10 protein-coding genes and 1 pseudogene are annotated in these 23,729 nt (G+C 34.7%); 3 read left to right on the forward strand and 8 right to left on the reverse strand.

Going from position 1 to position 23,729, the window contains the following annotated elements:
- Nucleotides 1-111: 111 nt before the first annotated feature.
- Together TERY_RS35830 and TERY_RS26820 are read left to right on the forward strand one after the other, a co-directional pair.
- Nucleotides 112-486, forward strand: coding sequence for an RNA-guided endonuclease InsQ/TnpB family protein (locus TERY_RS35830; protein WP_370496332.1), 375 nt, complete (start codon nucleotides 112-114; stop codon nucleotides 484-486).
- A gap of 68 nt (nucleotides 487-554) precedes the next feature.
- Nucleotides 555-683, forward strand: a complete 129-nt coding sequence (locus TERY_RS26820) for a transposase (protein ID WP_081432369.1) — start codon at nucleotides 555-557, stop codon at nucleotides 681-683.
- Nucleotides 684-774: 91 nt separating this feature from the next.
- Here TERY_RS26820 and TERY_RS00470 read toward each other — a convergent pair whose 3' ends face one another.
- The 4 genes from TERY_RS00470 to TERY_RS24560 form a co-directional block, all read right to left on the reverse strand.
- A complete protein-coding gene (locus TERY_RS00470) occupies nucleotides 775-1,071 on the reverse strand; it encodes a hypothetical protein (RefSeq protein WP_011610009.1) in 297 nt (98 codons plus the stop codon).
- 328 nt (nucleotides 1,072-1,399) lie between these two features.
- Entirely contained in the window at nucleotides 1,400-4,078 is a 2,679-nt protein-coding gene (locus TERY_RS00475) for a tetratricopeptide repeat protein (protein ID WP_011610010.1), read from the reverse strand.
- 330 nt (nucleotides 4,079-4,408) lie between these two features.
- On the reverse strand, nucleotides 4,409-5,278 hold the full coding sequence (locus TERY_RS00480; RefSeq protein ID WP_011610011.1) for a tetratricopeptide repeat protein: 870 nt from the start codon (nucleotides 5,276-5,278) through the stop codon (nucleotides 4,409-4,411).
- 158 nt (nucleotides 5,279-5,436) lie between these two features.
- The gene (locus TERY_RS24560) at nucleotides 5,437-9,414 is read right to left on the reverse strand and encodes a S8 family serine peptidase (protein ID WP_052845727.1); all 3,978 of its coding nucleotides are present in this window, start codon (nucleotides 9,412-9,414) and stop codon (nucleotides 5,437-5,439) included.
- A 279-nt stretch (nucleotides 9,415-9,693) separates the two neighbouring features.
- Between TERY_RS24560 and TERY_RS35835 the strand changes: the two are divergent.
- Nucleotides 9,694-9,963 (forward strand): annotated as a pseudogene (locus tag TERY_RS35835) (IS1634 family transposase); the annotation flags it as partial.
- Between the two features lie 613 nt (nucleotides 9,964-10,576).
- Here TERY_RS35835 and TERY_RS00495 read toward each other — a convergent pair.
- The 4 genes from TERY_RS00495 to TERY_RS00510 all read right to left on the reverse strand — a co-directional run bounded on the left by TERY_RS00495 (nucleotide 10,577) and on the right by TERY_RS00510 (nucleotide 23,703).
- The gene (locus tag TERY_RS00495; protein WP_081432370.1) at nucleotides 10,577-11,464 is read right to left on the reverse strand and encodes a sulfotransferase family 2 domain-containing protein; all 888 of its coding nucleotides are present in this window, start codon (nucleotides 11,462-11,464) and stop codon (nucleotides 10,577-10,579) included.
- 124 nt (nucleotides 11,465-11,588) lie between these two features.
- On the reverse strand, nucleotides 11,589-12,434 hold the full coding sequence (locus tag TERY_RS00500; protein ID WP_011610015.1) for a sulfotransferase domain-containing protein: 846 nt from the start codon (nucleotides 12,432-12,434) through the stop codon (nucleotides 11,589-11,591).
- Nucleotides 12,435-12,760: 326 nt separating this feature from the next.
- Nucleotides 12,761-13,753 carry a methyltransferase domain-containing protein gene (locus TERY_RS00505; RefSeq protein WP_011610016.1) on the reverse strand — a complete coding sequence of 331 codons (993 nt, stop codon included), beginning with the start codon at nucleotides 13,751-13,753 and terminating at the stop codon, nucleotides 12,761-12,763.
- A gap of 44 nt (nucleotides 13,754-13,797) precedes the next feature.
- Nucleotides 13,798-23,703: a tetratricopeptide repeat protein gene (locus tag TERY_RS00510; protein ID WP_011610017.1), complete on the reverse strand. Its 9,906-nt coding sequence runs from the start codon at nucleotides 23,701-23,703 to the stop codon at nucleotides 13,798-13,800.
- Nucleotides 23,704-23,729 lie beyond the last annotated feature (26 nt).

The following is a 23,729-nucleotide window of genomic DNA, read 5'->3' on the forward strand; positions in this document are numbered from 1 at the left end:
ATAAAACTAAGTTTTCCAATAACTGGAGGGCAGTACAGCTAAAAATAGTGCTCGTTACATAATAGAATAGCTAACATCAGGAAAGATACACTGCATAAACTAACTACTTATTTGGCTAAAAACCAGAGTCAAATAGTAATAGAAGACCATTATGTATCAGGAATGATGTCAAACCATAAGCTAGCTAAGGCTGTTGCCGATATGGGTTTTTATGAGTTCAGAAGACAGTTAGAGTATAAGAGTCAACTATACGGATCTAAGTATATCGTTGTTGATAGATGGTTTCCTAGCTCTAAGACTTGCAGTAGGTGTGGTCAGGTGAAACCTTCTTTGTCTTGCTCGGAGCGTGTATTCAATTGTGAATATTGCGGTTTCAGTTGCGATCGAGATTTGAATGCTAGTTTAAATCTAGCTATGGCGGTCAGTTCGACCGTGACAGCCTGTGGACTGGATAACGCCGACGTTGCCAGAAGGAAGCAGGAATAGAACAGATAATCAAAGATTTCTAAAGATTATCGTAGGTTTCTAAGAACAGCTCATATTCAAGTGGATGTCTGAGAGACTTCTTGGATAGTATATTTTATGTACAAAGAACGAGATGCCAATGGGAAATGATACCTCATGACTTGCCACCTTATACAACTGTATACAGACAGGTACTTCTAGAAATGGCAGCATTGTAGTTTCTGGCAACTTTGCGCCCGACAAGTCCGCCAAAAATGAAGAACACAATTAGATATCCGATAATTACTCGACCGTTGCGATCGCTGATTCTCAATTAGTCAAAACAACAGAAAAAATGTCTATATCTACTAACCCCATGTTTTTATCGTAACCATAAGATTCAAAATCAACTTTATATAAATTTGCCACTGCTTTTTTAACTGTGTCGTCATAAAAATTTTTTGAAGGTGGAAAAGCCACATCTTTGTCTAAAAAAGTAAAGTGTTCATCTGCAAAACAACCCTCCAATTCTGCTAATCTCTTTGAATGATGTGCGGATTTTTTTAGCTCGTCAAAGTTGCTCGTATTTAGTCCCAAATCTATTTCTATTTGCCTTTGTTGGGGCAAAAAACGATAATATTAAATATAGAACTATGGAACTGATTTTTCGTTCTGCTAGAAAGTAATCTTCTGGTGTATTTTTTGGGCTACGATAACTAATAATGCCGATGACTAAAGTCAGGAGTAAATATACATAAATACATAAGTATTTTTAAAATACAATCTACTGGAACTCACCAAAAAATAGCTGGTTTTTGGGCATCAAAAATATCAGTTTACATTGATCGCCTGAACTTGCCATATTTTATCCCTAGACAAGGATTAATTAAGACCATAGATTCGGATAAATCTTCATAGCAAAGTTTTTAATGATTAGTATAATACCTATCTATATCTAATTTTCTAAAGATTTTAAGATCGACTTTAAAGTTGCTGAAAAAAATTCAGGAGAACATTCAGTTTCAACTCGCTTCATAGCATTTTTTCTCAGTTCATTCCATAAGGCTGAATCTTGATAAAGCTTGACACATTGTTGAGCAAAATTTATCTGATCATCACCAACCAATAATTCTATTTCATGTTTCCATCCTAACTGTTGACCAATTAAAGATGTGCTAACAATAGGTAAACCGTAAGCTGCTGCTTCGTGAACTTTATGGGAAATACCTGCAGCAAAGCGAGTCGGTGCAACGAATATTCGACAGTTGTTATATAAATCTGTCAAATCTTCAACTCGACCTAACATTTCAATTGAACTATTTCCTAATCCTTCAACTTTTTGTTTTAAACCTTCAACCTCATTATTTCCAGCTATTAACAACTTAACCTCTTGACCTAAGTAACTTTGTATTTGAGGAAATATTTCTTGACACAGCCAAATTACTGAGTCAGCATTAGGAGAATCTAATTCATAAATAGCACCTACAAATAAAATATTCTGGCGCTGGAAAAAACTATTAACTGTAGGATAAGGCGTCATAAAATGTCCGATAACTTCCACTTTTTCATATCCATATTCAATAAATTTCTGCCTTTCTTCTTCTGAAACTGAAATAATATAATCGCTAGTTTCTGCTAGTTTTAATTCCTCATAAATTAACCTTTGCATTTCCTCTGATGAGATTTTTTCCCCTTCTAATTTTCGTCGCTCAAACTCTCTCAAACAGTACAGAGCTTCCGAATCATAAATTATCTTTGCTCCCTCTAATAAATTTACCTTTAATAATATCGAATTTAATTGTTCTATATTGTGAGGACGGCTGACAAATACTATATTGTAATACCCTTTTCTCTCTCGGAGAAACTCATTTAACTGAGGCAAACCATAACCGATAATGACTTCAACTTCTCTGGATATATCCCCATAAGTAGTCACCCATTCTTCTTGATAAAAAGGGTCTCCAGCATAGAATGTTACCGCGTATCCCATATTAACTATTTGAGATAAAATACTGTGACTGCGGCTATAACCAGAACCTAAAAAAGGATGAGGTATTTTATCATCAATAAAAAGCAGTTGTTTCCTTATACTTAAAGTGAAAGGATTTTCCCTAGCAGTACGAGCTAATAAAACATTATTAGAATCAGGTGGATGCTGAAACTGAAGCCAATCTTGATGTTTTTCTACAAAGACTTTTTGGTTGGTTTCCATCAGTTTAAACCCTTGTTCTCGACTAGAACTAGCAAACTCGTAGTGAAGAATATTAACATTAGGTTCGTAAATGATTTTTTTACCTAACTTCTGAAGTCGAACACAATAATCAGTTTCTTCATAATAAGCTGGTTGATAAGCTTCATCAAAACCACCCATTTCTAGAAACAAGTTACGAGGAGTTAACAAAAATACTCCCGAACAATAATCAACCGATCGCCTAAACATATATTGGGGTGCTATTGGAAAATCACCCCTTCCGTAACAAAAACAAGAACCATCTTGCCAGATAATATTTCCTGCTTCCTGAAGAGTGCCATCGGGGAAAATAATTTTGCCACCGACAGCACCAATATTGTCTGAATATTTGATAGTTTCAACTGCCGCAGTAATGCTATTTCCTAAAATCTGAGCATCGTTATTTAAAAATAAAATAAAATCACCTTTAGCTAACTTAGCTGCCTGGTTACAAGCTAGAAGATAATGATAATTTTCCGGATTAAAAATAATATTTACTCCTTGAATTTGTGACAGTAGTTGCTGAGTTTTATCTGTAGAACAGTTATCGACAATAACTACTTCAAAGGAGCTAAAACTATTTTTTAGAATTGAATTTAAACAGCTTAAAGTTAACTCTGCACGATTATGTAAAATCAGAATAATACTAACTAATGGATTCTCTATTTCAGGAAAAATGATTTGAGAACCTGTGTTTAAAAATACTTCTAAGGCTATTTTACTTAAGTTCTCTAAATATTTTTTAGATTGTTCTAGTGATGATACTTGGTGAACTTGAAGATGAGAGTTATTTTGTTGTTGGTTTAATAGGTTCTCTAATTTTAAAGTTGCTTCAGGATGAGTTGGTTGTAGTCGAAGTACCCTTTTATAGGTGTTAATTGCCTGATTAATTTCTCCCTTTTTAGCTAAAGCATTAGCCAAACCAAAACAGAATTCCACATCATTAGGTTGAAGTTCTAAAGCTCGGTTATAAATCTGAATATTGTCAGGGTTTTGCTGAATTTCCTGTCTATAAGTATTTAATATTGCTATGCGATCTGTGGTTATTTTTTGTTGAAACGCGTCACCCAGTTTTTGATAGATATTAGGTAAATTTGAATTGAGTTCTAAAGCGCGTTGGTAAGCAGCGATCGCCTCCTGCCACTGTTCTAATTTGATTAATGCCTCCCCTAACTGATAATGAGAAAAATCTAAATTTGGGTTGAGTTGGATAGCATGACGGTAAGCAGTAACTGCATCTTGCCAACTTTCGATCTCCAACAAAGCATTTCCTAAATTTTGGTAAACTTCCCAGTTATTAGGTTGCAGTTCAGTAAGTTTTTTATAATAGAAGATAGCTTCTTCCCATTTTCCTTCATCAGAGTAGTTTTTGCCATGTTTTAAGTAAGTTTCAGCAAGTTCCATCTAAATTAAATTAATCAAAATAAAGACAATTACAAATAGAGAAAAACTCCCATTTATAACCTCCTAATTTTTCTTGAAAACTAAGGGGTAAAAATGAGAGTTATATCATTCCTAAAAAACTTTTCTACATTTTCTTCACCAGCGCATTAGGAGAGTAATAAACATAAGAATAACTAACATTAACTTAGCTTGAATTAGCCCAATGGTTATTATACCTATATTAATCATTTAATAACTCAAGTGTTACCTAAGTTGAGCATTAATGCATGGGAATTGGTATGAGAGCAAAATATATTGAAATTGATCCCCATTTATTTACCGTCGATTTAGCTAAATTGAAGTAGCTTTTTGGTAATATTGATCAGCTTCAGTCGTCCGACCTTGTTTTGTCATTAAATCGCCCATCAAACGATATAAACCGGGAGCATTTGGATTGAGTTCTATCGCCTTTTGATAAGAATTGATTGCATCATTGAATAAGCTTTTTTGTTGTAAAGCATTCCCCAGATTTTGGTAAGCAGCTACAGAACTCGGATCTAACTCAATTGCTTTTTGATAAGTAGCGATCGCTTCGTCTAGTTGCCCCTGTTTGAGCTGGGCTTTCCCTAACTTAGTATAGACCCCTGCACCCAAATCTGGTTTTACTTCTAATGCTTTTTGATATGAAACAATAGCTTCCTCAAAGCGTTCCTGTTTTTGCAGAGTGTCAGCCAAGCTAATATGAACCTGTGGGGGGAAATCAGGTTTCAGTTCCACAGCTTTTTTATAAGTCGCGATCGCATCATTAGCCAGAGCTTTTTGGTTTTCAGAGCTTTTTAGTTGAACAAATATATCTCCTAATTGCTTGTAGTCTTGGGCTTTAAGTATGTCTTTGTCTATTTCAATGGCTTCTTGAAACGCAGCTATTGCCCCATAGAGTTTATTTTGTTGTTTTAGAGCTCTGGCCTGTCGGAGATATGCCCTAGCATTAGTGGGTTGGAAAGCCACAATTTTTCTGCAACATTTGACTACTTCTTCCCAGTTTTCTTGGGCTTCATAAATCGAAGCCAACTGGTTCAAAACCTGTATGTTGTCTGGGGTTAGTTTAAGGGCCATATTGTATTTGGCGATCGCTTCTTTGAACGAACCCTTCTCTTTAAGCTGTTTGCCCATTTCCATATTTTTTTGAGCCACAGCGACTTCTTTGAAAGATGATGACATAATTAAAACTTAATAATTTGTTCTAGCTTAAAATACACAAGACTTACGCAAAATATTAATATATACACCATCTGTATGGTTTGAAGACCGTTAACCCATAATAGATACAGTGCTTCTGCGTAAGTCCTGAAGATATAACTAAAGGTGATTAGCCAAGGTTAAAAGAGATTTGCTGTTGCAAGACCAATCATATTTGTATCTATCGCTGCAATTTCATCCTCAAGATTGTTTGAGGCAGGAATTACACCATCGTCATTGAGATCATGATTGAACTCTTTCTCTAAATCATCGAGGGAGGTTTCGTCAGATATCCAACCTGAATTGCCCACAATTTTACCATTCTCATCAGTATCCCAGACAAAGGCTTGACCTTTTCTTCCTTTGTCCCCGTCGAGAAGGAAGCGATAGCCGCCCTCTTCGCCCTCTACAGCTTCCGCAGCTGCACCGTCCCAGTGTTGGCTACTTTCGTCATTGTAGGTTGTGCCATTCTTGTGATGGAGTTGGAACTGATCTTGTGTGTCATTATCGATGATCCAATAGGTTTTATCTTTGTCTTGGGCGAAGGATGCTGTGCCATCATCTTCTATGATCGTTAGATCAGGTTCGCCAATTAAACCATCATCATTTAGATCATGATTGAACTCCTCCTCAAAATCATGGAGGGAGGTTTTGTCAGATATCCAACCTGAACTTTTGATGATTTTACCATTCTCATCAGTATCCCAGACAAGGGCTTGACCTTTTCTTCCTTTGTCCCCGTCGAGAAGGAAGCGATAGCCACTATCTCCAACTTCCGCAGCTGCACCGTCCCAGTGTGGGTGACTTTCGTCATTGTAGGTTGTGCCATCCTTGTGATGGAGTTGGAACTCATCTTGTGTCTCATTATTGATGATCCAATAGGTTTTATCTTTGTCTTGGGCGAAGGATGCTGTGCCCTCATCTTCTATGATCGTTAGATCAGGTTCAGCTTCAAGAGCCAAATTTCCGAAGTCAATATCATCAAATGTTTCACCATTATCTAATTCTACTTTGTGATACTGACTCTCTACTGAAGCTCTTACTGTCACATCATCAATGTACCACCCTTCATATCTATTATATATCTGATCCCCAGTATTAAACTCAAAACTGATCTTAATTGTTTCCCCTACATAGTCATTTAGGTCAAATGTAGCATTTATCCATCCCGTAGTGGGGTCTTCTAATTTATTATCATGATTCGATGCAATCTCCTCAAAATTAGTACCACCATCTGTTGAAATAAGTACTTTTGCTGAATCCCAAGGAGATAAATCTTCCGTCTCTAAAAAATAGTTAAAGGAAAGCTCAGCATTACCTTGATCACTTAAGTCAATATCTGGAGAAATAATTCGACCGGCGGTATGTCCTTTATCATAGTCACCTGTTGCTTCGTCTCCATAGTACATACTATCTTGAGCACTGTGACCTGGTTCATCACCACGTCGGGTGGATAGATGCCACAAGCCTTCAGTTGGGTTTCCGCGAAGGGTACCAGGCCCATCACCGGATCGGGATAGTATATTCAACGACTGCTCTGGGATAAAACCATTGTCAAGAGTAAAGCCATCCAAATCTGGTTGGTTATCATCACTACTGAAGTCTGCCTCAAAGATTACTTCAAGCTTAGAAGGATAAGTTTGCTCCCATCCATCTTGGATGACTTCAGTAATAGAGTAAGTTCCGGGATCAAGACCCATGAATTCATAATAACCATTTTCATTAGTGGTAGTAGACGTTTCTCCATCGTCCAGTTGACCATTTTCATTCTCATCTATGTATATTTTCCAGCCTTCTAATACTGGTTCACCATCGTCCCTTTGACTGTTACCATCAAGATCATGCCAGTTAACACCAGATATTGAACCGGGAATAATTTCTTGGTTGCCGAAGTTGATATCAGTAATAGTTTCGCCAGAATTCAATTCTACAGTATGAGTTCCGGGGTTTTCAGGAGGACTCCCCATTGCAGATAAGGCATTGTCTGCATTCAATCGACCCCCCGTTAATGTCTTGCCATTAAGTGCTGAAATAGAGTCAACGTTATCAAGAATTATTTCTTTGACTTCTGCGTAACTCAAGTCGGGATTTTCTGCTAACACCAAAGCTGCCACTCCAGCTACATGAGGAGATGCCATAGAAGTACCGCTGTAAGAGGCATACCTTTCTCCCGGCACAGTGCTTAAAATACCAGAACCAGGGGCACCTAAATCTACTGTAGTAGCTCCATAGTTAGAGAAACCAGACATATTATCGTTCTTATCCGTGGCAGCAACTGCAATAATATTTTCTAAGTCATAGCTAGCTGGGTAACTTGGACTGTTATCGGTGTTCCTACTGCTATTACCTGCTGCTGCAACAAATAAAGAATTTGCTTCCCCTGCTGCTGCAATTGCGTCATACAATCCTTGAGAAAAGCCTCCGCCTCCCCAACTGTTGTTGGTTATGTCTGCTCCCATCATTGTGGCATATTCTACAGCCAAAATAGCGTCAAATGTACTACCAGAGCCTTGATCATTTAGGAACTTAATCGCCATCAAGTCTGTCTGATGATTAACCCCTACTACTCCTACTCCATTGTTGCCCTCTGCTCCAATAGTTCCCGCTACGTGAGTGCCGTGACTCTGACGATCCATTGGATCGCCATCATCGTAGGCAAAGTCGTAACCATAATAATCGTCTATATAGCCATTATTATCGTCATCGATGCCGTTACCAGGAGTTTCACCAGAATTAGTCCACATATTGTTGGCCAAGTCTGGGTGACTATAGTCGATACCAGTGTCTATAACTCCTACTACGATATCTTTACTTCCTGTTTGAATGTCCCAAGCATTTAGCGCTTGAATACTGGCCTCAGGCTTTGTTTCATTGTCAAGGCCCCACAAATCCTTGAACATAGGGTCATTAGGAGGCTCAGAATTTGTCTGAACTTTATAGTTCAATTCGGCGTATTCTATTACAGGGTTTTCTTGGAGTTGATTTAGAACGTCTATTGTGTCCCCATCAAATTTCCACAGTTGCAGACCTTCTAATTCTGATGTTTTTGTTTCCTTGACCGTCCTTGCTCCGATCTGAGTTTTGAGATTTTCAAGAACACTAACTTCAGAATCATTGAGTGAATTGTTGATCTTAACAATTATCTCATTTTCAACAAAGCTATTTTCTAAGCCTAGGTTTTCTCCAGTAAATTTTGTCTCAGACTCACTCGCAGATACTTGAGACCCATCGGCTGCTGTATTTTTTGTATTGCCATTACTTATAGTATCTGTTTCAGAGAAACTACTTAAAGATGATTGAGACCGTAATGATGTGTCTATCTCTGCTTCTACTTTAGGATAAGTTTGTGTCCATCCTTCTTGGATGACTTCAGCAATAACGTAAGTTCCGGGAGCAAGGTCTTTGAATTCATAATAACCATCTCCATCAGTGGTAGTAGACTTTTCTCCATCATCTAGTTGACCATTTTTATTCTCGTCTATGTATATTGTCCAGCCTTCTAATACTGCTTCACCATCGTCCCATTGACTGTTACCATTAAGGTCTTCCCAGTTATAACCAGATATTGAACCAGGTTCTTCCTCTTCAAATTCATAGACTAAATCATCAATAACAAAATGTACATTAGATTCAAATTGGACTTCATCTACGTCAGTAAAATCAAATTGAACCAGAGTTGGTCCCTGATTATTCACAGTGACAGTCTTGGAATGCACCTCCTGTCCATCATTAAGACCTTTTAGCTGAATATCTAAGTTATCCTCCCACGCCGAAGTCAAATAGGCACTATTTAATGTAAAGTCTTGATCTGAAGTAATGCTTACTGGATTCGACCAGCCATTAAATGCAGAGTAGGGTGGAGAAACGTTCCCATATTCATAACCTGATCCAGGATTAGAATCTTTATGGATAACCGCCCAATCTTCACTCCAGAAAAAGTCTCCAACCTTTTGTCCACCGAATCCTTGCGAACCAGTTGTGTCTGAAATATCATCAAAGTCAAACAGCACCTGTCCCTCAGCAATGACAAGTGGTTCTATTGTTACATTTCTATTGACATCATCGGTATTCGTGATGATGTCATTTAAACGAGCTTCTGTTACCCCTAAGATGTCCATATCAAGTTCCGACATTTGCATGTTTGTAACCATTATTACATTATTATTATTATTATTATAACATACATTCCGCACTTCTTAACATTAAATTGATAAGTTTTATTAATCAGGCTTAATAAAACTTATCAGGACTTACGCAGTACCGCTATATATAGTGTATTTTTGATAATTATCTTAGATATTTACACTATAGTTAGTGCCTTTCCGTAAGTCCTGTTAATCTATCGCCCCGAATGCTATCCCTGAAAGCCTTATAGCTATGGGCATGGATTTTCCATATTATGTTTGTTGGTAATTACTTTAGGCCAGCGTCAACTTCGTCAAACTTTAAACCGGACTAAATCTACTGTAAAAAATCAATTGGGCCAAAAAATCAATTGGGCCGTCCTACTAATAGGCCAACAAAACGATTGGATATTTCAATGTTTTCAGTCGATTCATTTATTGATTAATTCTGGATTTAAGAGTATATCTAACCTCACTCCGGAACGTTTAGAATTATTGAAGTTTTTTCCTCCAAGTTGTCAAAGATACTATCTACTCAGTTGAGAAACTTGAGATGAAAACAGGTAGAGGGCCAAAATAATCAACGATTGAATAGTAGTAGAATAAATCCCTTGGCAATTAGTGCGATCGCACTAGGTGATAGAGGAACTTTGGCAAATTTTGAATTGGTCATTGGTAAATTCCGGCAACTGATACCATTCTATTGAGAAAGCGATCGTCTCCTACCCCATATTATAAGTATAAATACTTGCTCGACTTTCCCCCTCTTTCTGTGCTACATTTTATCCTGCGGAATGTAGGTTTTAAAATAGGAAAAAGTATTTATCAAGTTAAGCACGGATTATTATCAAAATATCTAACCTCAGAATTGAAACATCTTTCAATTAAAATGAAGGTTATTTAACTTAAATAACTAAAAATTTTTTGAATAAAAATAGTTAGGCGTTCGCGGAGCGTGGCGTTAGCCGTATCCCATAAAGCTATAGTGAAGGTCGTCAAAATTCTCATGCACTATATATAGCGCCTTTGCGTAAGCCCTGTATAAATTATATTGATTTATATCATATCATAGATTATCTTTAAGTAAATGATTGGTCAAAATTAGAGATTGGAATTTATGAATTTTTAATTCACCCCATTTCCTGCAGCACAAAATTTATAACGTCATGTTTTTATCGTAACCATAAGATTCAAAATCAACTTGATATAAATTTGCCACTGCTTTTTTAACTGTGTCGTCATAAAAATTTTTTGAAGGAGGAAAAGCCACATCTTTGTCTAAAAAAGTAAAGTGTTCATCTGCAAAACAACCCTCCAATTCTGCTAATCTCTTTGAATGATGTCCGGATTTTCTTAGCTCGTCAAAGTTGCTCGTATTTAGTCCCAAATCTATTTCTATTTGCCTTAGTTGCTCGTAGCTATTCTCTAGGTGAACGACATAATTTGGTACAATTAAACCTACTTTTTCGCTCTTGTGCTGTTGTATCCGCCAGTGAATATTGCATAAAAATATATCTAAACTTTCTAAATATGCTACAAATTCTCTAAAGGAAAAAGTGTCTTTTTCGTTCACTTCTCTGCCTAAAAAGTTCCTAATTTTTTCTGTATCGTAGTTGTCTTGAGCAGCTGTAATTCCCTTAATTGCTGCCAGATAAGAACTAACAACCCTAGAGAAAGGATTACATACAACTTTGATAATCTTGATTTCACCGTCGAGTAGTTCTGCAACTGTATTCCTATTTTTTAAATATCTTTTATACTCAACAGACTCGCAAAATACTTGAGTTCGAAAACAATGAATCCAAGGGTGATAGAACAGAGCCATATCAAGAAACCCTATTTTATCAAAAAACCACTTAACGGAAAAAGTACATCCAGCTTTGGCCGACCATAGTAGAGCTAGGTTATGTTTTTTTGAAAATAAAGGTTGGGGTGCAATCTTAAAAAGATTCTGGGGAGCTGGAGGCTTCTTCGGTGTAACGATCGAGCTTTTTTTGTGCTCCTCATTCCTGCGCTTCTCTTCCATTGATGAATTAATTAACATATTTTTTAGCTATTCCTAATATTTAATAATACCTTTTGTTTGCGTAAATAAATTATTAATAATCTTCCCTTTTTCTGAACATAACATAAATCATAAAATATAGGAAATTAACAAAATGTACTTTTTAATATTTTTCTAACCAATGAGTTGTCTTTAATCCAGTTAATTCATCTAATTTGGCTAGGTCCTCATTAAACTTTTCTAAAAGTTCCTTCATTGTCTCTCTATTTAATTGAAAATCTTTATCTCTATCTTTCGGCGAAGAGTTAGCTTTATACAACTCTTGTTCGACATCCTCAATAGCCAAAAACTGATTAATTTCTTTTAATACTACTTTTGAATGCTTCTTTAGTTGATCATAAGTAATTATCAAAACATTTTCCTTCCCAAATTGCTGGATATATCTCTTTACTCCCTCAAAATAAAGAGATTGCGTCATGTTTTTAACAGGATGAAACCAATTAAGTTGGTATTTTTTTTCTTCATGGTCTCTAAGTATCTTCAGACCCTTTTCACAGTATTCATTAAGATCATTTATTTGATGTTTATCTAAATGGTGTTTATAATGAGATATCATTCTTTCTATAGGATCTCGAATAGTAATCAATATCTTAATATTTCCCAACTTTTCATTTATCAGAGAAGCACATTCTGGAATACCAAGATAAATAGGAGAAATTTCCCCAATACATTTTTGACTTTCTGCCCCCATAAAATAATAGAGATATTCCCTAAAAGTTATTCCATACTTATTTTTTTCAGTATTTCTGATACCAAAGTAATTGATTTCCTTCACTGGAGACATATAAACATCTTTATGTGCTGCTAAATATTGATATAAGGATGTAGTTCCACACCTCCCTGCTCCTACTCCAATTAAATTAGGTTTATTAAGTATCTTATTTCTTTGCTTGTGCAAAGCAGCCACATCAAACTTCAGAATAAATTGCTCTATATCTTTACTATCCATTATGAATATTTGACCTTATTTTGTTTAATTTGATTACTTTTTTTGTCTTAGACCAGAAATACTTTTGCCACAGGCTAACTTCATAATTGGATCTTTTTTCCTATCATTTACGGCAGTCATCTCCATAAGTCTTCTGTTGTCCCAAACCTTTGCTTCTTATCGGATTACCTCAAATTTTGCATCGTCAACAGCAATAAAATTTCACAAGAGTGAAAACCTTTTGAGGATTTCCTTTTAGGTATTTTTTCATATTTTTGATTTTAACCTTGATTTTAACCTTGATTTATGCATACCTACTTACTATCTAATATTGGCGATCGCCCCTGTCAGTTTTTTTGAACTATAAACGTATTTGATATATATCCCTCCCCTGCCCAATTATCCTCTGTAACTTCAATTAACTTAGCATCCATTTGTCTAATAATTGTAAAAATATCTTTTTGAGGTAGAATATGCATTTCTATTTGATTATTTTCTGCTTCTTTATTAAGATCATTCAAATATTCTTTCAAAGAAAATTTATATCCATGTTTATAGGTGGGAACTTGAAAAAAAGCTACACCCCCAGAGTTAAGAGAATTCATAAATTGTTTAATAATGAAGGCAATAATTGGAGGAGGATTATGTTGTAAAACTATTACTGAATATATGAAATCTACCTGAGGAAGTTTTTTGAGATCTCTAAGAGCAACCAATTGATTTAACTGAACATTTTTGATTTCTACCTCAGTCATATATTGATGAGCAACCTTCAAGTGGGATGAGGATATATCATAGCCGTAAACAACTTCAAACTTTTCAGCCAACCATCTTGTAACTCTACCAACTCCACAACCATATTCAATAGCTGACTTAAATGATTTATAATCCAATTGATTTCTATCTAAGGAGGCAAATAATTTTGATACTTCATTTTTACCTGTTTCGTTAAATAAATTAATTGTCTGTGAAATATTATCTTGTTTAAAGTTTTCTGCGGACAATACAGACCAATGAGGTTCTGTTTTACCTAAATAAGACCAAGTATTTTGAATATGATTAAATAAAAGGGCTAATTCTCGTCCTGGGGCTACATTTTCTACATAGACAATACTTTTATCAGTAAGTTGTGGTAAAGGTTTATGCCACTGATTTTTGGCTTTAAACTCTTCTGAGTTTAAAAAAATATCTCTTAAATCTCGACAATTTTTTATTCTTCTTTTTTTATCTTCTATGGCATCCTGGTTTTCAACTTCCCTATCTAAAAACAAGCGATAAGCCCACTTAATAAATTCCTCTGGTAAATCTTCATATAATTTACCATTATTACTATTTTCCATTAGATACAAAATACTCCTATTAAATTAATATAAAACTATTTTCATTAAGAGAAATTATGAAAAATTTTCTTAAAAATAGATGCTACAACAACTGCTGAAAGTTTATCCTTAATACTCTTACAAGCATAATCACCATATTTTTCCCGAACAGAGCGATCGCACAGAAATTTCATAAACTCTGCTGCTTGATCCAGATCTGGTTCTGCCCACCGAGTACCTCTGGGATAAGCGCCATAACTCCTATCAGTTTCAATAACCTCAGCTTCCACCAAAAAAGAATTAGAATTATCCATAAAGTCTAAATTGGCTGAGTATTTGGTAGCAATAACTGGTTTTCCCATTGCCATCGCCTCTGCCAAAGTCAATCCAAAGCCTTCGGACCTGTGCAAAGAAACATAAACATCTAAACAGTTCATTAGTCTGAGAGTCTTAGCTCGATGGTAAGTTTCCTCTATCCAGATAACATTCAAACCATCTGACTCTAATTTTAGCATTTCATAATCATAATTACCGGGGACTGGAGAACTTACCTTTAAAAGCAATACCACATCCTCAGAACTCTTAAAAGCTTTTTTAAAAGCTTTAATCAGTCCTCGCGGGTTTTTTCTCTCCAGACTACTTTTCTGGTCAAAGAAAAAGCCAAATAATACCTGATCTGTGGGTAAGTTAAACTCACTACGATCAGAAGTTATAGAATCTAGTGCTGCAAAATCTATAACATGAGGAACTACTCTAACAGGTTTATCTACCTTTTTGCCAATAGCTGCTGCTGAATATTCACTAGGTGTCCATATTTCATCAAATCCCTTAGCTGCTCTTGCTTGAGAGGTAGGTAACTCTTCTGTTTCCCAAACCCAATAACCAATATTTTTTCTACCTTGCCAATAAAAATCTGGTAGAATTTTGTGAACCTGCCCCACGCTATCAGCATTTACTACTGTTATGTTAGCTCCCTTGCCTGGTAGAGGCCAACCCATCAATAGAAGTTTATTTTCTTTATCAAAAAAGGTATCTTTATCAATGTAGGTATTAGGAACTATTATTTTTGAATAATTAACTTCGACTGCCTTGAGAGTATGCTCCATAGACCTAGCAGATTGTCCCATACCTGTAGTAGCGTCGAAATTTCCTGCTACATTAACAACAAAATCGTCCCCATAGGTTTGAATTTCTGCTTCTAGTTTATCTATCCATTTTATAACTGCTTTACTTTGGGATGGAAGATTATGAATATTGGGGTTTTCCTTGAGGTAATCATGTAGTTCCTGAAGATTTTCTTTCGATTGAAAAGCATCTGGAAATAAATGTTTTAGCAGTCCTTGACTCCTGTAGAAAGCCTCTAGCTGAGATAAGGGAGTAGGGGCTTTTTCTGAGGCTAAAAATTCTATAATTGCATTCTTCTCCTCCTGATTTTCTGCCAACTCTAAACTTTTGATAATTTTGTCTATTTCAAATAAATTGGCAGTACTACCAGTTAATTGTCTTAGATAGGAATTGTACAATAAATTAATGACTGTTAGCTCTTTTTGTTGAACTTCGCAGACTAAATCAAACCACAAACATTCATCAATATCTATATTTGGCAAAGAAGTTAAATTAGACTTTAGCCATTCCAGGAATTTCTCACGTACTTTAGGAAGATGAATATTACAAAATGCACTTTGTAAGTCAGGGCGTAAAAAGTAAAGATTGAGAATTTTTAAATACCCACCACGAGCTTTTTTAAACTTTTCTATTTCTTCTGTTTTTAAATTCTCTTCTCTAGGGCCAGAATTTTTTAACCAAGCACAAAAGCGATCATAACTTTGAGGGTCACTAACAAAATTTGGATATGCTGTAACTACATCTGTTCTTCTACGGAGAATTTTCTGTAGATCTTCAATAATGTTTGTTTTAACCCAATATTGTTTAAATTTATGACATAATTCGTCAATATTGTGTTCTGTGGCTCCCCTTTCTTCTAGCCAATTAATAAATCCTTCATCCAAAAAATTATTAGAAGCATTAGGAAAAGCAGCCGCTACATCAGGTCTAAATTTTAAGAGAGATGTTATGATTGGGGGAGTATTTTTTCCTGATAAATATGGAGATGGAGTCATCAAAAATTTACAAAACTCATCTGCTTCAAATTTAGGACTAGGAAAGGGTATATTTTTGATAATTAGTTGCCTGAGAGTGTAATTAATTAGCTCGCAAGCCTTAATACCATTAGGTAGTTTTCCATAGGCATAAGGAAAATTTTTAGCTTTTGAATAGCCCCACTTCAACATTTTATTTGCATACCCGTCACAAAGTTCTTTAACCGTAGGTAGATCATATAAATTATGTCTTGTTTGATGCTTAGATAACTTATTTCTGTTTTTGGGAGAGTAACCGCTAAAGTGGAAAAAGGCTAAAGGTCTGCCATCAACTAAATATTCATCGCCGATTTTTTCTACAGTGCGATCGTGTAAATTCCAATATGCCACATTGTAAGAGGGATCATGAAGAATATAGGTATCTGGAAAATACCCGGGAATCAAATCCATCCATTTTTGATCTACAAAAAGACCATTAGGAATATCAACCACACAATCCAAATGTAATTTTTCCATCCACCACTTGAGTAACTCAAGAGAATGTTGATTCTTTTTGAGACCAATAAAACCTAGATTATAAGTTCCACTTTGTAGAATTTGCACTTCTGAAGGGGAATAATTGTCTCGAAATGGCTTTCGCATATGAGGTATTAAAACTGTCGTGTTAGTTCTTAAAGCATTCCAAATTGCATCTAGGGGACGAAATATCTGAATATCAGGATCAATGTAAACCAAATTTTCTATATCGTCGTATTTCTCCAACAAATATTTAAGAACGAAAGGTTTAACAGCCGTATTGAGTTCAAGAATGGTATAATGATAAGGAAAAGTATCGGCGGAAGGCAGAGGAACGTCTTCCATTGTTAATAATTGAAACTGTTCCTGAGCTGGCTCAAAATAACCATCTACCTGATCGACTAGCAACACAAAGAAACGAGCTTGGGGATGATGCTCAAGGAAAGTTTCGCATAAAGTTCGTGCTTGAGGCAAATAATTTTTAGATACCATGGTAATAGCAGCAATTGAAGTATTCCTCACCCTCTCTACTTCATTTCCGTGTGGCAGGTGAATTAAATCTCTTTGAATTTCCTGGGTAGAATAGTTACTATTTTCCTCTATTTTTTGCTGCTGGTTTTGTTGGCTATAAGTTTCTTTAAGACCTGTTTGAAGTTCTTGATTTTCTGGAATTTGCTTCAGTCCCTGTCGATAAACAGAAATAGCTTCTGACCATTTTTGGCCATCCCTGAAAACTTGACCCAAAAGTAAGTAAGCTTCTAAAAAACTGGGGTTTAAGGCGATCGCTCGGCGATAACAAGTCACAGCTTCTCTGTGCTGCTCTTCTTGTAAAAACTCACTTCCTAAATTAAAATGTTGTTCTGCCGTTGCCAAACTTGCCTCTAAACTCAAAGCTTTAAACCATGACTCCCTAGCTTCTTTTTCCCTTCCTTTTTCCTGAAAAACTCTAGCTAAGTTTTGGTAAACTTTTCCCAAGTTAGGATTAATGTCAATTGCTTTTTCGTAACTAGTAATTGCTTGGTCAAATTCCTTTTTTTCTAGCCAAACATTTCCCAACCCAAAATACAATTCAGGATTATTTGGTTCTATCTCAATTGCCTTGAAATAGTTCTCTACATTATTTGGTTCTTGTTCAATAGCTCTAAGATAATAATTCAGGACAGACTGCAAACCAGATTTGACTTTTTGATGTAGAGCATTATCTAACTTTTGTTTGGCTTCCGGCAGCTCTAACTTGAATTCTAAAGCCTGACTATAAGCAATAATAGCCCCTTCCCAATCTTCCAACTTCACCAACACATCTCCCAAATTATAATAATTCCAAGGAAAATCCGGATTCAACTCAATAGCCTGATGATAAACACCAGCCGCTTCTGGCCACTTCTCTAACCTAACTAAAACATCCCCCAAATTATTATAAGACCAACAAAAATCAGGATTCAACTCAATAGCCCTACCATAAGCACCAGCCGCCTCCGACCACTTCTCTAACCTAACTAAAACATCCCCCAAATTATTATAAGACCAACAAAAATCAGGATTCAATTCAATAGATTTCCTATAAGCATTAGTAGCTGCTTCTAACTTCTCTGTTTCCTGGAATAAACTACCTAATTTATGATGTACTGTCCATAATTGAGGCTGAATTTCAATAGCTTTTCTATAAACCTTTATAGCCTCTTCTTTCTCCCCTTTATTTCTTAAAATATCACCCAAATACTGATAAGCCTCAGCCAAATTGGGGTCGATGAAAATTACTTTCTGGTAAGCATTTATTGCCTCAGAAAGTTTCCCTGACTTAGCTAATATTTCAGCCAATTTTAAATAAGAAATAGAAGAACTAGGATTTAGTTTTATAGCATAATATAAAGCCGAAATTCCCTCTGAAAAATTTTCTTGCTCAATTAAAATATTCCCTAAATTATGATAATTTTCCCAGATATTTGGCTGAATTTCAATCAATTTTTTATAGATAATTACAGCTTTTTTAAGCTGGTTTTGGTTGACAAAAATATTAGCTAAAGAGTAGTAAGCCTCTGTCAAATATGGATCAATTTCAAGAGCTTTATAGTAATAAGTAATAGCCTCTTCTAATTTGCCTGGTAAAAGAGCTAATATATTTCCCATCTCATAATTAGCACCTGAGTCGTTAGGATTTAGTTTCAGTGCTTGAGCATAACAATTAATAGCATTATCTAATTGATTTTTCTGTTGAAAAGCTTTCCCCATTATCTGATAAGCTTCTGAGTTTTTTTCAACTTTAATTACTGAATAGCAGATAGCGATCGCCTCAGAAAACAATCCTTCTAAATAATAAGTCTTAGCTTGTTTTAATAGTTCTTTAACTTCTGCTTTTTGAGAATAATTAATCTGATTTGTCACTATCTGATTCAACTGCAGTAATTCACCACTTTTCCGTTCAATTTCTGCTGCACTTAGTTGATGACCATTCTGATATTTATCTTCTAATTTTGCTGAGATATTAAAATTCACATCACCCTTTAAACTCTTCTGATTTTGATTTTTATTTTCCCAAACTTTATCTTTAATTTCTGCTGCACTTAGTTGATGACCATTCTGATATTTATCTTCTAATTTTGCTGATGTATTAGAATTCACATCACCCTTTAAATTATTCTGATTTTGATTTTTATCTGCCCCAACTTTATCTTTAATTTCTGCTGCACTTAGTTGATGAATATTCTGATATTTATCTTCTAATTTTGCTGATATATTAGAATTCACATCACCCTTTAAATTATTCTGATTTTGATTTTTATCTGCCCAAATTTCCTTAGCTTTATGGTAATAAATAACTGCTTCATCCCATCTTCCGAGACATTTTAATCCCAAACTAAGATTATAGTAAACTGTACCCAAATTAGGATTTAACTCTATAGAATTTTGATAACAAGATACTGCCTGAGCAATTTTTCCTTTCTCATACAATTTATTTCCTAAATTAAAATGGTCATTAGCAGTTACTTTTTTAGGTTCTAAAGAGTAAGCTTGGTACCAAAAATCTAGAACTCCTAATGTTTCACCTAACTCAGTCAAAACCATCGCTAATTTGTAATAATTCTCAGCCACCTTTAGTTTTATTTCTAACGCTTTTTCATAACAATAAATCACCAAATTCAAAATTTTATACTCAACATATAAATTGCCTAATACTATATAAATTAAACCATAACTTTGCTGAATTTCCAGAGCTGTTTTGTAACTGCTCTCAGCTTGTTTTATTTCCCCAATTTTTTTCTGAGAATCTCCGATAATTATGTAAGCTGCTGCTACATCTATTTTAAGAGAAATCGCTTGCTGACATTGAGAAATTGCTTTTTCATAAAATCCCTCCTCATAATATTTTTGAGCTTCCTGAATATAAACATTAGGAATATTTCTCACACCATTAGATGTCATATCTTTTAAAAGAAACGTTGAATTTATTTGTTTTACCTCATTGACTTTGGAAATTTCTTTCAGTTTTAAAGTGGAGTGAATAATCTGATTATTATTAGCTTTTTTTGGACTATTCATAACGGTTTTTTCTCCCTCTATATTCCCATAAACATTAGTGACATCTGCTTCGATGATTAGAGGTTTATTGGGAGCTAAAGTTTTCGTAATTTCCTTATAGTTTGTAACCCTTTTATCCTGACTATTTTCTAACACAGATAAAGATGATTCTAGATAATTAACAGAGTCCGATAAATCACTTTTTAAATCAAAAGTTGATATCACTCTACTAACTCCTTTACTAACAACTCTTTGAAAATTTTCAGGTTTCTGAATAATATGAATTGTATCATCAGCCCGAACCTGCTGAATTATTCCCTGACTATTTTGGTGATTTTCTCCTATTAGTAAATTGAGAGAATTTTCGAGATTTTGCCAATAATTAGGAAACACTTTTGTAGTAGGTTTCTTTGTTCCTTGCAGTTTTAATGCTTCCCCTAAACTTTCATAAGCTCCTAATAAATTAGGATTTAATTCTATCGCCCGACAATAGCACGATATTGCTTGAGAAATTACCTTTTGTTGCAGCAGACTATTTCCTAATATTAAATGTTCTTCTGCTGTAGCTTTTCCAGGCTCTAAACTGTAGGCTTGATACAAACAGTTATCACCTTTTGTCTTCTTACCAACTTTTCTCCAAGCTATAGCTAGTTGACGGTAAGCATCAGCATAATTTGGCTGGATAACCAAAGATTTTTGATAACATTTAATTGCTTCTATCCATTGTTCCTGTTGAGCATATAAACTACCGATATTCAGATAAATTTCTGGGTCATTTTTTTCTAAAGAAAGAAATTTTTTATAGGACTGCCAAGCTGCTTCTACTTCCCCTTGAGATTGCAATCTTTTGCCTAACTTTTTGTAGTATAAAGTTAATTTTATGGCTTGATTTTCTGGAGTTATTTTTTGATTAACAGGTTCTAAATATTCAGCCTTTATCGAAAATTTTTCCGCCTCAGTATAGCTGCCAATTTTTTGATAAATTCTGGCTAAGTTTCGGTAAACTCCGGCAAATTTTGGTTGAATTTTTAGAGCTTTTTGATAATAACTTATTGCTTCTTGCCACTGTTCTTTTTTTACAGATAATGTGCCTAAGTTAGCATAAGCTTCTGCAAAATTTGGCTGATATTCTATAGCTTTTGTATACCAATACCAGGCGGTTTCTATTTGACCTTGAGCATAAAAAACATTCCCTAAAGTTTTACAAGCTGGGCTATAATCTGGTTGAGATTTTAAGGCTTGAGTACAGGTAGTTTTGGCTAATTCTAATTCTTTTTGCTTTAAGTATAATTCTGCTTGTTTATTTAACTGACCAGCTATTTCTTGGGAGTTAACTTTTAATGATATTTTTTGACCTACCTGTTTCATCGGTAGCTTCTTCTTTTCCTGAGATATTTTTTTCCTAATACCTACTTGTTGTTCTTTCTGAATAGACGCTTTTATCTCACTACTGAAAACTGTTTCTAGTATTTTTTTCTTCTCAATAATGCCAAGAACTTTTAGAGCTTTTTCTAAAGAATTAAGATTCAGGATAATATCTTCTGTCAGAGGATTTTGATACATTAATTTCCGGATGGGAGCACAACCAAAATCTTCTCCTTTTAAATAGTAATGTTCCAGTCCTATTTTTTGGCTAATCCCACAATAATAATGTCTAATATAGTTAGGTGATACTAATTCTATAACTTTAGTTCCTCTAGGAGAAAATATAATATTTGTCAGTCCACTACCATGAGCTCCAATAATCACTTTGGCATGAGAAAATATGGCTATCTGCTCTTTCAAATTCATTGAGTCTGGCTGAATACAAACAAAACCTATTTCACTTAATTTTAAGAGTACTTCTTCTTCATTGAAAACTCGTCTATATCGTGAATTATTTCTACTTATATATATCCTTTCTGGATAGAATGAGCTGGTTTTATTTTCTGTAAATATCTCCTGTTTTATTCTTGATAAAAATACCTGACGGTGAAATTCTAAACTCCAGGATGTTAGCCTACCTAAATCTCCAGGAAATGAGGGAACAATTAATTTTTTAGCTTGGATATAAGGGTGCTGTTCGCTGGAGATAATTTTATTTTGGGGAATACCTAATACATTCAAACTTTCCCTTTGAAATGGCATCTGATAATTACTAACTAAAAAAAAATCTATTTCTTTTAAGTCTATGCCATGAAGCTTTAGAATTTCTAACCTCGGCAATATATCTACCATCCAATGAAAATATACATGGTCATATAATCCTGATAATACTGCTACTTTACCATCTATTTTTTCTAATTCTGGTAGTTCTTCTAAGTCAAAAATTTCTTGTTTATTTTCATCAGAATTTTGACATCCTAGCTGACCTGCTTCGTTCCAGGAAAGCTCTTTTACAAGTTGATTATCTTGATTGATAATTGCTATTGCATTATTAATCATCCCATATTTTTTCTGGGGTACAACCCATGCCCTACCTGATAGTAGTTGAGCTACAAATGTTTCTGTTTCTGCTCTTTTTAATGAGTTATTTTGGCTGAGAATATTTGTCGTTGTTTGATTTTCTGAACAGCTATAAATTCTACTGCCTAAGTGGAGCATATTAAATTCTTGAAAATTTTGTTCCCACCATGGTCTACTGTTTAATCTTTCACAGGATGATGATAAAAATTTCGGCTTTTTCTGAGCTTTTTTTGATTTTGATAAACTCTGCAAATTCTCTAATATTTCGGGATGCTCTGGATAAGTTTCTAATCCTAGATTAGTAATAATAATTGCTGAATTTATCAGATTTTGCTTGACTAAACTATTACCTAGCTTGACATAATCTTCTGCTGTTACTTGTTCCAGTTCTAAAGCTTTTTTATAATAAATTTTTGCTTGTTCATCCAGGTCAGATTCTCCTGATACATTCCCTAGATGTAGATAGATTTCTATCAGGTATTGAGAAATTTCTTTCAGAGATAATGAATTGGGAAAATTAGAGTTTTTTAGAGCTTTTAAAAAGTTGGCGCCGGCTACTTTCCCTTTGTCTAATTCATCTGTACTTTCTGCTAATAAATTACTCCATTTACAGTAACCTTCCACAAAAGAATTGTTCTGAATAGCTTTTTGTAAATTAGTCATGGCTTCTGAGAGTTTTCCTTGTTCCATTAGGGAATAAAAACTCTCACTATAAGCTGTTAGATTTTCTGGTTCTAGTTCTATGATTTGCTGAAAATATTTAACTGCTTTTTCATGTAATCCCTGACTTTGATATACTTGACCAAGATGATAAAGAGATATGGTAAATTGAGGTTCTAACTTTAGGGATTTTTTCAAGTAAGTTATTGCCTGGTCTAATTGACTTTTTTGTAATAGGGCTTGACCAATATTATTGTAGATAGTAAAGTCGTCTGGTTTCAGCAATAAAGCTTCTTTAAATACAGCAATTGCTGCATCTGATTGACCTTGATGCAATAAAATACAACCCCAATTACTGTAACAATTAACTATAGTTTCATGAGGGTTACTTTTCTCACTTTTTGATAAGTTTATTGCTTGCTGATAACTATCAATTGCTGAAATTAATAAACCTTGATTTTGCAAGACAATGCCCAGATTATAATAAGCGTTAATATCGTCTGGTTTTAGGGCAATTGCTTTTTTATAGCTCTGATATGCTCCTAATAAATCTCCCTGTTGATAGTGTATAATCCCTAAGTTATAGTTAACTTGTTGTAAATTTGGATTCTGATTTAGTGCCTGTTGATAATAAAATGCTGCTTCTTCTAATTGGCCTTTTTCCTGGCACAATGAACCTTTAATTGCGATGTTTTTAGCTTCATCTATCAGTTGAATAACAGGAGTATTTTGCATGTATTATTTTTCTCCATTATTTTCTA

The organism is Trichodesmium erythraeum IMS101, from assembly GCF_000014265.1.
Taxonomy (GTDB): domain Bacteria; phylum Cyanobacteriota; class Cyanobacteriia; order Cyanobacteriales; family Microcoleaceae; genus Trichodesmium; species Trichodesmium erythraeum.

Excerpts from the sequence above, each read along its gene's own strand:
- TERY_RS00475 (WP_011610010.1), bottom strand. The coding sequence starts at position 4,078 with ATGGAACTTGCTGAAACTTACTTAAAACATGGCAAAAACTACTCTGAT.
- TERY_RS00480 (WP_011610011.1), bottom strand. The coding sequence starts at position 5,278 with ATGTCATCATCTTTCAAAGAAGTCGCTGTGGCTCAAAAAAATATGGAA.
- TERY_RS24560 (WP_052845727.1), bottom strand. The coding sequence starts at position 9,414 with ATGGACATCTTAGGGGTAACAGAAGCTCGTTTAAATGACATCATCACG.
- TERY_RS00495 (WP_081432370.1), bottom strand. The coding sequence starts at position 11,464 with ATGTTAATTAATTCATCAATGGAAGAGAAGCGCAGGAATGAGGAGCAC.
- TERY_RS00500 (WP_011610015.1), bottom strand. The coding sequence starts at position 12,434 with ATGGATAGTAAAGATATAGAGCAATTTATTCTGAAGTTTGATGTGGCT.
- TERY_RS00505 (WP_011610016.1), bottom strand. The coding sequence starts at position 13,753 with ATGGAAAATAGTAATAATGGTAAATTATATGAAGATTTACCAGAGGAA.
- TERY_RS00510 (WP_011610017.1), bottom strand. The coding sequence starts at position 23,703 with ATGCAAAATACTCCTGTTATTCAACTGATAGATGAAGCTAAAAACATC.